General features: G+C 26.7%; 11 protein-coding genes. 6 read left to right on the forward strand and 5 right to left on the reverse strand.

The genetic code is table 11. From position 1 onward, the window contains the following. Positions 1–152: 152 nt before the first annotated feature. Together A9758_RS03485 and A9758_RS03490 are read left to right on the forward strand one after the other, a co-directional pair. Positions 153–533 carry a 30S ribosomal protein S8e gene (locus tag A9758_RS03485; RefSeq protein ID WP_011406856.1) on the forward strand — a complete coding sequence of 127 codons (381 nt, stop codon included), beginning with the start codon at positions 153–155 and terminating at the stop codon, positions 531–533. Beyond that, the gene (locus A9758_RS03490; protein WP_011406857.1) at positions 530–1,180 is read left to right on the forward strand and encodes a DNA polymerase domain-containing protein; all 651 of its coding nucleotides are present in this window, start codon (positions 530–532) and stop codon (positions 1,178–1,180) included. Before A9758_RS03485 ends, A9758_RS03490 begins: the two co-directional genes overlap by 4 nt. Before the next feature lie 60 nt (positions 1,181–1,240). Here the strand turns inward: A9758_RS03490 and A9758_RS03495 are convergent, their stop codons facing one another. The 4 genes from A9758_RS03495 to hypD all read right to left on the reverse strand — a co-directional run bounded on the left by A9758_RS03495 (position 1,241) and on the right by hypD (position 6,750). Next, a complete protein-coding gene (locus tag A9758_RS03495) occupies positions 1,241–2,893 on the reverse strand; it encodes an AarF/ABC1/UbiB kinase family protein (protein WP_011406858.1) in 1,653 nt (550 codons plus the stop codon). A gap of 121 nt (positions 2,894–3,014) precedes the next feature. Next, positions 3,015–4,034: a zinc ribbon domain-containing protein gene (locus A9758_RS03500; RefSeq protein ID WP_069776333.1), complete on the reverse strand. Its 1,020-nt coding sequence runs from the start codon at positions 4,032–4,034 to the stop codon at positions 3,015–3,017. A gap of 342 nt (positions 4,035–4,376) precedes the next feature. Beyond that, positions 4,377–5,687 (reverse strand): TldD/PmbA family protein, encoded by a 1,311-nt coding sequence (locus A9758_RS03505; RefSeq protein ID WP_011406860.1) that lies wholly within the window; start codon positions 5,685–5,687, stop codon positions 4,377–4,379. A 13-nt stretch (positions 5,688–5,700) separates the two neighbouring features. After that, on the reverse strand, positions 5,701–6,750 hold the full coding sequence (hypD, locus tag A9758_RS03510; protein WP_011406861.1) for a hydrogenase formation protein HypD: 1,050 nt from the start codon (positions 6,748–6,750) through the stop codon (positions 5,701–5,703). A gap of 235 nt (positions 6,751–6,985) precedes the next feature. Between hypD and A9758_RS03515 the strand changes: the two genes are divergently transcribed. The 4 genes from A9758_RS03515 (at position 6,986) to A9758_RS03530 (ending at position 11,353) form a co-directional block, all read left to right on the forward strand. Continuing rightward, positions 6,986–8,224, forward strand: a complete 1,239-nt coding sequence (locus A9758_RS03515; protein ID WP_011406862.1) for a Mur ligase family protein — start codon at positions 6,986–6,988, stop codon at positions 8,222–8,224. Positions 8,225–8,305: 81 nt separating this feature from the next. Then, the gene (locus tag A9758_RS03520; RefSeq protein ID WP_011406863.1) at positions 8,306–9,046 is read left to right on the forward strand and encodes a hypothetical protein; all 741 of its coding nucleotides are present in this window, start codon (positions 8,306–8,308) and stop codon (positions 9,044–9,046) included. Between the two features lie 296 nt (positions 9,047–9,342). Further along, positions 9,343–10,590: a hypothetical protein gene (locus tag A9758_RS03525; protein WP_011406864.1), complete on the forward strand. Its 1,248-nt coding sequence runs from the start codon at positions 9,343–9,345 to the stop codon at positions 10,588–10,590. Positions 10,591–10,690: 100 nt separating this feature from the next. Continuing rightward, on the forward strand, positions 10,691–11,353 hold the full coding sequence (locus A9758_RS03530; protein WP_011406865.1) for an NTP transferase domain-containing protein: 663 nt from the start codon (positions 10,691–10,693) through the stop codon (positions 11,351–11,353). Positions 11,354–11,355: 2 nt separating this feature from the next. On the opposite strand, the gene A9758_RS03535 is transcribed toward A9758_RS03530, so the two are convergent. Continuing rightward, entirely contained in the window at positions 11,356–11,955 is a 600-nt protein-coding gene (locus A9758_RS03535; protein ID WP_011406866.1) for a DUF169 domain-containing protein, read from the reverse strand. Between the last annotated feature and the right edge of the window lie 164 nt (positions 11,956–12,119).

The raw sequence follows: 12,119 nt of genomic DNA on the forward strand, positions 1-12,119 counted from the left end.
GTAAAATCATATCTAATGAACTAACTATTTAAACAAAACACTTATTAATTATAAGATAACTTTTTAGAAGTTACTTAATTTTTTTAATACAGAATTACTAAGTTATACTATAATTACACAGTATAACCTAATATAAATTTGAGGTGACAAATATGGCAATATGGCAAGGAAGCTCTTTAAGAAAACCATCAGGAGCAAGATCAAGAAGAAATAAAAATAAAAGAAATGCTGAATTCGGAAGAAATCCAGCAGAAACAAGGATTGGAGACGAAGTTAAAAAAGAAATAGTAGCAAGAGGAAACTGTACCAAAACAAGAGCTACCGTAGCAAAAAGAATCAATGTTATTGATCCTAAAGACAACTCCAGTAAAAACGTTGAAATGTTAACAGTACTTGAAAATGGAGCTAACAGCCACTTTGTAAGAAGAAACATTATTACAAAAGGAGCTATTGTTGAAACAGAAATTGGTAAAGCAAAAATAACTTCCAGACCAGGTCAAAAAGGAATAGTTAATGGTGTATTAATCGAATGAGCATTCCAAAAAAAATTGAAAAACAGGTTACGGAGCTACTTAGCTCCATAAACCAAAATTTACCCCAAGACATGGAGCTTGAGTTAGAAGGCTATTATGACAGAGGATTCTTTGTAACCAAAAAAAGATATGCTGTCATATGTGATGGTGTTATTACTGTTAAAGGTTTAGAACTTGTTCGTCGTGATTGGGCAGCAGTAGCTAAAAATACCCAACATGAAGTATTAGAAGCTATTCTTAAGGATGCTTCACCAAATAAAGCAAAAAAAATTGTGAAAAATGTTATTAAAAGATTAAATAATGGTGAAGTTGAATTAGAAGATTTAGTTATCCATACTAAATTAACTAAAAAACCTGAAAACTATAAGCAAATTGCACCACATGTGATTGCTGCAGAAAAACTAGAGTTACATGGCCAAACAGTTACTAGTGGTTCTATTATTCGTTACATTATTACAAAAGGAAAAGAACCAATTAGTAGACGTGCAGAACCAATAGAATATATTGGAAATAAAACATATGATCCTGAGTATTACATTCAAAATCAAGTATTACCAGCTACTTTAAGAATACTAGAAGCTATAGGATACACTGAAGAACAGATTATGAACAATGAAATACAAACAAGTTTAGATAGTTTCTTCTAAATAATAAATCACCGCCTAAAATAAATAATATCTTTTTTTCTTTAAAATATAACTTAATTTCTAGTAATTTTTACTTAGAATCATGAAAATTAAAACTACTCCAAGTATTGCACTGAATACAAAACCTACAAACCCTATAATAGGATATCCCATTATTGATGTTCCATGATCTGTTAACATAATTAGAGATGAACCTACAAGTATTGCAGCAGTTATCAAAGCAATTACTATTTTATCCATTGTTTTTGATAGAAGTTGAATTACTCTTTCAATCTCATCATACTCCAGATTTACACGTATTTTACCATCATCTACAACATCAAAAAAGTTTAATAGAGAGTCTGGTAATTTTTTAGCTAAATTTTGAACATCCATAATATTTTCATTTGTACGTTGTAGTATTCTTTTAGGTTTAAAATTATTTAATAACATCTTCAATGCATATGGTTTTAATGCCTCTGTTACATTAAATGATGGAACTAGTGATTTTCCTATATCATCAATCATAATTATCGTTCTAATAACCATCATCAAGTCTCTTGGTATGACTAATCCATACTTATTTAATAAATCTTCATGCATAAGTTCTTTAAATACACCAGAAACATCGTTAAACTGTGAATTATAATACTTATCTAACAAATGTGTGATTTCATTTTCAATATTTTCAAAATTATTTTTATTTTTAATTATACCCATATAATATAATTGTTTAGTTAGTAGTTTTGAATCACCTTCAGATATGAAAATAAATAATTTTGCTAAATCAGCCCTTAAATCAGCACTTAAATGGCCCATCATTCCAAAATCAACAAAGGCTACAATATTCTCCTCTAAAACAAATATATTACCAGGATGGGGATCTGCATGATAAAATCCATGAACTAAAATTTGTTTAACAAAAGAATCAGTGCCTATCTGTGCAATTTTTTCTTTATCATATTTATCAGTAGAATCCATCAACACCTTATTAAGACTAACCCCATCTAAAAATTCCATTACTAAAACTTTATTAGTAGAATAATCTAAATAAATTTTAGGTATATGCACTTCATCTTCACATAATAAGTCATTAATATGAATAGCATTCACAGCTTCAAATTTATAATCTAATTCTTTATATATATCTGATTCAAAAACATCAATTATACCAGGTAAATTATATGCTTTAGCCATTGTAACGTTATTATCAAGACGATTAGCAATAAAACGCATGATTTGAATATCTTTAGAAATAGTATCTTGAATATTAGGATGTTGTACTTTTACAGCAACAACTTTATTATTTAGAGTTGCTTTATGTACCTGACCAATACTTGCTGATGCTATTGGTTTTATTTCAAAATTATCAAAAATAGAGTCAATAGGTTTTGAAAACTCATCTTCAATAATTGTTCTAATTTCATCATAACTTGTTATTGGAGCAGATTCTTGTAATTTAGATAATTCCTCTGCTAATTCAAAACCAACCATATCAGGATAAGTGCTCAATGTTTGACCTAATTTAATAAAGGTAGTTCCAAGTTCTTGTAAAACAAGCCTAATACGTGTATTTAAATCATATTCATCATTAGAAACATCATTGTCTAGAGATATGTGTCTTAGATGAGTATTACTTATTTTCTGAGCAATACTTTCAAATCCATACTTGGCTAAAATCCTTATTATTTCATTTATTCTTGAAATATTACCTTTACTCTCTAAAATATTCATAATTATATTTTATTAGATTATATTATTTATAATAATTTCGGCAGGATTTAAAAAAGAAGCATGTTTTATTCTTTTAAAAAAAAATAAGAAATCATTTAAAAAAAAAAAGAAAAGAAAGAAGTTATATACCTACAATTTGTATTATTGATAAAGCTACAACTACTGCAATTATTAAAATTAATAATATTATTAAAACAGACACAATCTTACTACTTAATGAGTTAACATTCTCATCTAAATCTGTGTTAAATTCTTCTAATTCATCATCTAATTTTTTATTAAACTTGGATTTAATACTATCAGAGTCATCATCAGATTTTTTATCATCTTGTGTTTCTTTCACTGATTTAATTGATAAATCTTCATCTTTATCTTCATAAGATATTACTTTAGTTAAATCAGTATTTTCTGAATCATCATCAATTTTAAATTTATCTGCTATTGAAGATTTAATTGAACTTATTGAATCAGATTCTAAATCCTCTTCAATAATATTAGATTTTGTTTCTTTAGGTTTTATTATCTTTTCAACTTCAGATACATCCTTTTGTTCTGTTAATTCTTCAATAAAATCGTCAACATTTGCATCTTTAGGTTCTTCATCAGTAGTAACATCTTTAGCTGTTTTCTCATTAGATACATGTTTTTGTTCTTTTTCAAGTGATTCTACTTCTTCAACATCATCTAGCAATACATCATCATCTGGTACTTCTTCCCATACCACATCTCCATAATTAAAGTTATCATCTAAATCTAAAAATTCATCTAAGTCGTCTAAATCATCTTTTGAATCTATAGATTTTTTTTCAGTTACAACTTCTTTAGGAGTTTCCATAACTTCTTCTACTTCAGGAGTTTCCCTAGGAACATCTTCTGTAACTTCCCCAACTACTTCCCCATCCAATGGAATTTCTTCTATAATTTCTTCAACTTCAGGTTCTTCTATAATTTCTTCACTAGGAGCTTCTTCAGTAGTTTTTTCTACTTTAGGAGTTTCTATAACTTCTTCAACATCAGGTTCTTCTTTAACTTCTTGTGGTGCTGGTGCCTTTTGTTCTACTAAATTACCTGTTGGATTTCCACAATTGAAACAAAATTTATCAGTATCCTCTAGTTTTGTTCCACAATTTCTACAAAACATTTTACATTACTCCATTACGCTTATATGGTCCATATTAAAAAGAATTAGAAAAATCTCATTTAATATTTAAAATATTAAATTATTTATTTTCCCTAATATATTTAAATATTAATTATGTGTTTTATGTTATATAAAAATTAAGTTTAGATGAAAATTATTATGAGAATATTTAAAAAATCATGAAAAATAAAAAAATATATTTAATTAAATACAACAGATTAATATAATTAAAAAAAAGATGATATTTTTTATAAAAAATATTTTATAAATGGACTAAATATCAATTTAATTATTATAACATTAATTAATCTTTAAAGAAAAGATTTAAAAAAAAAGTAAAAGTTAACCTATTATTCTTAGGTTATCTGCTACAATTTTAGGAGTTATACATGACCCTATTTGACGAATATCCCCTTCCAATGCCTTAACATCCATCATTATATCAAAAATATTTCCAGAAATCATTACTTTTTTAATTGGATTTTCTATAGAACCCTTTTTTATTTCGAAAGAATTCAATGCTTCCACAGAAAAATCACCAGTTATTGGATTTGCTGTATGAGCTCCCATAACACTATCCACGATGATTCCATCTGTAATATCAGATATTGCTAATTTATCATTGAAATCTAGTTTTAGATTTGTAAATCCTACAGTAGGTGTTGATTTATAACCAGCCCTTACTGCATTTGCTGTTGTTGATAGATCTAATTCATCCTTATTTGCATGATATGTATCATAAATGAAATTTTTAAGAATACCATCTTCTATTAATGTTGTTTTTTCTGTTGGAGTTCCCTCATCATCTGCTATTGAAGAGCATAATGCTCCAGGAATTGTTCCATCATCTGTTAATGTAAAATTAGATGAAGCTACTTGTTTATTTAATTCATCTTTAAATTTTGAACGATTTCTTTGTTTATTTTCACTATTTAATGCTGAAAAGAAAGTATTTAATAATGATACTGTTGCTGTATGATCTAAAACTACTGTTGCATTTCGTGTTGTTGTTGGTTTTGCATTTCTTGAATCTAAAGCCAATTTTGTTGATTTTTCAGCTATTAATTCTAAATCTATATTTTTATCATGACGAATATCATAATAATATGCACTTGATACCACATCATTATCAGCTACATTAACTGAAACTGATGCACCACAGGATGTTGATTCTTCTGATACATCAACCCCATTAGAATTTACAAGATTTACTTTGTTAATTCCAACACCACAACCTCCTGCAGTAGGATTACATTTTTTTTCCTTTACAAGATCAATTAATGTTTTTGAATAATCAATAAATTCCTGTAAATCAACATTTTCTAATTGTTTATCATATAATCCATCGATTTTTGTGTATTTTTTATTACTGTCAATTATACTTATGTTTTCATCAATTTGATTCAATTTAGAATTATTAATTGCTTGTTTTATTGTTTCATCGATTTTATTTAGATTTGTTGTGTATGCAAATCCTTGTCTTTGATTTTTAATTATTCTTATACCAATCCCAAGAACATTTTCTTCCTTTGCATGATTTACTTTATCATTTAGAATATCAACATCCACAGATTCATTTCTCTCCATGTATATTTCTGCATGATCTACTTGCTTATTCACTTTATCCAATATTGTGTCAAGTAATTGATTCATTATATCACTCTATTTAATCATCCATTTTTGAGTATCTATATGCTATATTACAAGTACCTTCTTTACTTACCATACATGCACCTATTGGATGAAGTGGATTACATTCTCCACGGAATAATTTACAATCCTCTGGTCTTGCCATACCTCTTAGTATTGGTCCACAGATACATCCTTGTGGAACATTTTCAGAATCTGGAAGTTCCATATCATATTTTACTCTAGCATTATGATCATCAAATTCCTTTTTAAGATCATATATGGAATTTGGTATTTCAGGGAAACCTCTCCATTCAGCAGTTGTTACTCTAAATACTTCATCCATAGCTTTTTGAGCTTTTATATTACCTTCTTCTCTTACAGCTCGTTTATATTCATTTTGTATTCTAGGATTATCTTCTTTTTTCTGTTTTAATATAAGGTATATTGAATACAAGATATCTAATGGATTAAATCCTGCTACTGCTTGTGGAATTCCATAATCTTCTGATAAAAATTCAAATGGTTTTGTTCCAATTATTGTACATACATGACCTGGTTCTATTAAACCATCTAATTCAACTTCATCATGAACTAAGAAATCTAAAGCAGGAGGTATTAATCTATGACTTGAAAGTACTGAAAAATTTTCAGGAGGATTATTTAATAATTCATTGGCTGTTGTTGGTGCTGTTGTTTCAAATCCTGCTGCCATGAATACAACATCATTATCAATTTCTTTTGCTAATTCTACTGCATTGCCAATACCATATACTATTCTTACATCTGCACCTTCTGCTTTAGCATCGGCTAATGACTTTTCTGTACCTGGTACGCGTAACATATCCCCAAATATTGTAACTGTTACTCCTTGTTCTGCTAATGCCACACATTCATCTATTTCATGTGAAGGTACCACACATACTGGACATCCAGGACCTGCAACAATTTGAACTTCAGAAGGTAACATCGAACGTATACCATTGTACATAATTGTATGTTCATGTGAACCACATACATGCATAATTTTAATAGGCTGTTTTATTTCATTTATTTTTTTAATTATATCTTTAGTTAAATTCTTCATATTATTCAAAAACTCCTTATAAACCCGTTGAAATTAAAAAAAATATATTTTTTATAGAAATTGTTATAAACTAAGTAAAATTATTTTTTTATCTATCAATGAATAATATTATTAAAATTAAAATATTTATATATTATATAAGAATAATCAAGATTAGATAAAAACTATATAATTCAATTTAATAGAGATAATACAAAACATATGTGAAGAATTATATAAAAGGAGAGTTTTTATAATGAAAGTGAGTGTTGTAGGATTAGGTGTTGAGGGACAAAAAGCCACCATTTCTTTATTAAAACGAGGATATGATGTATATTCATCAGATATTAATAGGAACATAAATTTAAGTCTTTTAGAAAAAGAACCCTTAAATACTCAGAAGTTAGATTTAGAAATTGGAAGTCATAATCTAGATAAAATATATAAATCAGACCTTGTCTCAGTAAGTCCAAGTTTATTTAAAAAAGAGATTTGTAAAAATATAATAGAAAGGGAAATCTTTATTTCAGACATACTAACCAAACATAAACAAATTAAAACAATTGCAGTAACTGGAACTAATGGAAAAACAACAACCACACATATGATTTATCATATCTTAAAAAATGAAGGATATAAAGTGGCTATTGGTGGTAATGGTGGTGGTGGTTTTTCAGGATACAATGAATTACTACTTGATACTAATGAAAATGAATATGATTATATGATTATAGAAGTATGTGATATGACACTTGACTTTTGTAACTATGTGTTTGATATTGACATGGTAGTTGTAACTAATATTGGTTATGATCATATGGATGTTCATAAATCTATAGAACATTATACAGAAGAAGTTGGTTGTTTTATAGAAAATAAAGTAGCTATTCTAAATTATAATGATAAAAACCTTCAAAAAATTAAAAATGAAAGTAGGGAAACATACTTCTTTAATACATACAAACATGAACTAAATTTATTTGGTAAATTTAATCTACAAAATGCAGAAGCAGCACGCATAACATGTAATAAGTTAGGTGTATTAGATGAAAATATTATAAATTCCTTAAAAACATTTGAATCTGTTGAAGGTCGAACTATAAAAATCAACTATAATGATAATGAAATAGTTTCTGGAAAAACTGATAATGTAGATGCCCTAAAAGCTGTTCTTGAAGAAGAAAGATTTGATATTCTAATTATTGGTACACCACGTAAATATGAAACTTGTAGATATAATATTCTAGATTACATTAACAATTATAAACCTGATACTCTTATTATTTTCCCTGGACTTGAAGACATAACATATGATTATGTACAATACTTGAATAATATTGGTTATACTAAGGATATGATTGTACTTAAAAATATAGATGATATTCTAAACTTTATTAATACTAAAAAAGGATATAAAATATTCGTTGGTGGAAATGGACAGGAAAAAATAACTCAAATAACAAACATTCTAAAAGAAGAAAAAACATTCCATTAAATATTTTTTTTATAGATTCTTTTTTATAGATAAAACCTTATTTAATTTCAAGTATAAGTAACTAAATTCAAAAGTGATATTATGAGTATACAAATAAAAGCACTACCTCAACCCTTGAGTAAAATAATTGATTCAGCTAGTAATATATATGAATTGGGTGATGAATACTATACTGATGATGTTAATTTTAAAATCAGGACAAACATACCAAGTGTTGTAGATTTAGAAGATATACTTAAAAATCCCAATAATCTATTTGGATTTAAAACAAAAGAAAGTCTACTTAAGTTCAGTAGACAAGGTGAGATGTTATTTTATATTGTAGATTCACATGTTGAAATTCTGTTTATGGGAAATTTCCCTAAAAATCAAGCCATTAATTTTGTAACAAGTATTTGTGAAGAATATGATCAAAATTCAGGGAATTCTATTTTTAATGTTAATTTAAAAGAAATTACAGATGAAAATCATCCAAAATTTAGGATACGGACAGATATGAAAAACATTGACATAATAGAATCAATAATGAAAGAAAATTTTTTAGGTTTTCATTCACAAGAGGAATTAAATGAATTTAAAGAAAGGGGAAAAATATCTCTAAATAAATTAGAAGATAATACATATGAATTAGTATTTTTTGGAAATTATCAAAAAGATGAAGTTAGTAATTATGTTAAAAATCTTAATGATGCTTATAAATCCAAAATTCAAGAAATGACATATGTTAAATTAATAGAAAAGATTAAAAAGAACAATTATAAGTTAGAAAAAGAAATTATAGACAATGAAAATTCAATAATATTAACATTAAATATAGATTAATAAAAATCAACACCATAAACTCCTTCTATTAGACGAAAAAACATACTATATGAATTTAATTTAAAAAAAATTATTTTTATTAAGAAATATTTATTTATGTAATCATTTAAAACAATACTCAAATTAGTATTTATCTAATGTGTCTTTTTAGAATAAGTTAAGTAATTTAACTAACATACATATATTATATTAAAAAAATAAAAAATTATAATTAAATTATAAAAATATAAAATAATATTTTTTTATATTATACCATCATCTTTTTCATAAAAATAAAAGGGAGGGCTGATTACATCATGAAAAAGCTAAGTAATCCATATGTATTTATAGGAGTATTACTTCTTACAGTGATTGTTTCTGGTTTAATGTGTAATATTACTACTGCTAATACTAATAATACTAACAGTATTATGGTTGCTAATGGGTCAACTGTTGTATCGGGAGATCTTCTGATAGATACACAGAATATGAAGAAAGTACCCTTATTTGCTGAACCTGGAAACATTTTAAGACCAATAAAAAATAGGGATTTTTCCACTGCATATATGTCCTTAATTACTGGTGCTGCACCAAAGGATGTTATTAAAAATAATTCATACATTACTGCTAATGGACGTATATCAAGTAAATTAGATGGTCCTGCTAAAGTAAATATTGATGAAAATGGTAAAGTATCATTAAATGCTCCAAAATCTATGATATGGGGATATAAATTACCATACACTGTTGCTGTTAAAAATGGAGATAGTATTAATTTAGTACAAAATAATAAAACTATAAAAACATTAAAAGAAAGTGAAATTAACAACGACACAGTACCTACTGATTTTGTTAGTGCAAATTCTCTTAAAACATGGTTTGAAACTGCAAACGATGGAAATAATGTAACTGTTGATTATTATCTTGGTAACTTCAATGATAATAGAACAGGAGTTTATGGTGAAAAAAATATATCACACCTATTTGGTAATGATACATACACTTATATGAGAAATTATACAGCATATGCACCAGTACTTGTTTATGAGCATAATGCTACTGAAAATGAAATAAGTAATGCTACAAGTACTGTTCGAGATCTTGCAGGATATCCTACACAGGTTCGTGCAGCAAATGCTAAAGAATTTGCTAATGGATGGAATAATACCATAGTTCCACCACACTCAACAGCTCATGGAAAAGAAAATGTTTCATTCACACCTATAGTAGAAAGTGAAGCTACTTCTGGAAGTGCTACTCATGGAGTATGTCCAGCAGGAATATCATTAAGAGATGCTATTGTTGCATTAGGTAACCCATTACCTGTTGGAATGTCTGCAGGAGATGAAGCTATATTATATGAATATAGACCTACAATTGATGTAGCTATTTCAAATAATAGAGATTATCCAATAAAAGTTGTTATGTGGAGTGAAGGAGATGGAGGTAGTACTCAAATATTTACCAAAATCTATGAACTTAAAGATAATGCAACCTATACTGACACAAATTCCACATCTAACAGTACTTCTGATACTGACAGCACAAATGAAAGTAGTGTTTAATAAACATTACCTTCTTTTTTTTTACTCATTTTTTATTTAAAAACTATTTTTAAAATAATATTAATTACTTCATAACAATCTAATATTAAAGGATGATTATATGGATGCTATAATTACTGCAGCTGGTAGAAATTCCAGAATGATTGCTGATTTTAGAAAAAAAAATAAAAAACCTATTCATAAATTAAAATTAGAAATAAATAATAAACCAATACTTATACATACCATTGAAAAAACATTGAATTCAGAAGTTAACCAAGTTATAATTGCATTAGGGCATTATAAAGAGGAAATATATGAACTTCTTAAAGAATATAATCTAAATAAAATTGTGAAAATAAAGGTTAACAGTAATGTTGATGTTGGATTATCTAAAACTATTTTAAATTGTTTAGAAGATAATTTAGATGAAAATTACATTTATCTTGCAGGAGATCAGCCAACAATAACAACAAATACCATTAATAATTTAATAAATACATTAGAAAATAGTCCCAATCCCAAAAATACCATTAGTATTTTAGCAAGGAGAGACATTGGAAAATTAGATTCAGCTGAAGGTTTAGGTATGCCCTTTGCATGTTATGGTAGATTGTTGTATAATTATATTAAAAATGAGAATCAGAACTTAAATCCTATTTTACGTAGAATGATACGGGATAATGTTGAATTTTATGGAATAAAAAAAGAGAATGATCTTGAATTGAAAAATATTAATCATTATAATGATTATTTATTTGTTAAAAATAAAATAGAAAAATGAATTTAAATATAATTCATAATTTCTTCTGCATCTTCAACTGTTAATGCTATTACTACTTCATCAGGTTTAAAACCTGTAGATGATCTTGAACCTTTACATCCTAAACTCATATTTGGTTTTTTATTTTGATATGGTATTACTACTGCTTCTGAACATAAAGCTTGTGTTGCAGCAAAATCTGCTTCAAATCTTTTTCCCGTAGCTTGTCTATATATCGTTGTAAAATCAAATGCTTGCATTACTGTAGTATATAATATTATTACATCCACATCAAAATTAGCCTTTTGTAGTGGTGCATATGCTATTGCTTTCATTGGTGTTTCTATACTTGCTACTTTTACTTTATTATCACTTAATCCTAGTACACTAGCACCTACTAAACATTCTTGTTCATCTAATGTTGCATAGAAGGAAGAACCTTCACTTGCTGCTTCATATACCATTTGACAATGTCTTGCCTTATCTTCATGTTTTGGTAGTATTTTATCTACTTCATCTATTGATTCAAATAATTTTATTGCTACAGGATTTTTATCTAATTTTAGTAATATTTTTAATTTTTCTCCAATTTCCTTATATTCTTTATTTTTATCTTGTGACATTGACTACACACCTATTATTATATTATTCAAATATTACATGTATTGTACTTGAATCCTAAATAAATACTTAATTCAAGAAAAATTCTATTATTACATGATGGTCTTTGAATTATTTTTCTTTATTTAATATACTATTTTTTATTATATAAATTATTTTTATTAAT

Origin of the sequence: Methanosphaera sp. A6 (assembly GCF_001729395.1) — an archaeon.
GTDB lineage: Archaea > Methanobacteriota > Methanobacteria > Methanobacteriales > Methanobacteriaceae > Methanosphaera > Methanosphaera stadtmanae.